The organism is Burkholderia sp. HAN2018 (assembly GCF_024704855.1).
Lineage (GTDB): Bacteria > Pseudomonadota > Gammaproteobacteria > Burkholderiales > Burkholderiaceae > Burkholderia > Burkholderia cepacia.
In genome coordinates, this window is the sequence record NZ_QOBB01000517.1 from 1 (window position 1) to 1,081 (window position 1,081).

1 protein-coding gene is annotated in these 1,081 nt (G+C 72.7%); it reads left to right on the top strand.

Annotated elements, in window-relative coordinates:
* Positions 1–1,081 (top strand): M48 family metalloprotease (locus DPV74_RS41495; protein ID WP_162923345.1); only part of this gene is annotated, 1,081 nt, incomplete at both ends.

The window sequence follows — 1,081 nt, forward strand, 5'->3', positions numbered from 1 at the left end:
CCCGACCTGGGCGACGGCTCCGGCGGTTCGCTGACGCCGCAGGCCGAGCGCCGGCTCGGCGAGCGGGTGATGCGCGAAGTGCGGCGCGATCCCGACTATCTCGACGACTGGCTCGTGCGCGACTACCTGAATGAGATGGCGGCGCGGCTCGCGGCCGCGGCGGCCGCGCGCTTCATCGGCGGCTACACGCCGGACTTCGACCTGTTCCCGGTGCGCGATCCGCAGATCAACGCGTTCTCGATGCCGGGCGGCTTCATCGGAATCAACAGCGGGCTCGTCGTCATGACGCAGACGGAGTCGGAACTCGCGTCGGTGGTCGGCCACGAGATGGGGCACGTGCTGCAGCGGCACATCGCGCGGATGATCGGCGCGAACGAGAAGACCGGCTATACGGCGCTCGCGACGATGCTGCTCGGCGTGCTGGCGGGCGTGCTCGCGAGAAGCGGCGACCTCGGCAGCGCGATCGCGATGGGCGGGCAGGCATACGCGGTCGACAACCAGCTGCGCTTCTCGCGTTCGGCCGAGCGGGAGGCCGATCGCGTCGGCTTCCAGTTGCTCGCGGGCGCGGGCTACGACCCGTACGGGATGCCGGGTTTCTTCGAGCGGCTCGATCGCGCGTCGATGGGCGATGCGGGCGTGCCCGCGTATGCGCGCACGCACCCGCTGACCGGCGAGCGGATCGCCGACATGGAGGATCGCGCGCGCCGCGCCCCTTACCGGCAGCCGCGCCAGTCGCCCGAATACGGGTTCGTGCGCGCGCGGCTGCGGGTCCTGCAGAACCGCGCGCCGACCGACATCGCGGCCGAAGCGCGCCGGATGCAGTCCGAGATCGACGATCGCACGGCGCCGAACGTCGCGGCGAACTGGTACGGCATCGCGCTCGCGAACGCGCAGCTCGGCGAGTACGACGCGGCCGGCAAGGCGCTCGCGTCGGCACGCACCGCGTTCGACGCGCGCGAGCGGCGCGAGGACGATCCGACGACGAGTTCGCCGAGCCTCGACGTGCTGGCCGCCGACATCGCGCGCCGTGCAGGGCGCGCCGACGAAGCGGTGCGGCTCGCGGCGCTCGCGCAGCGGCGCT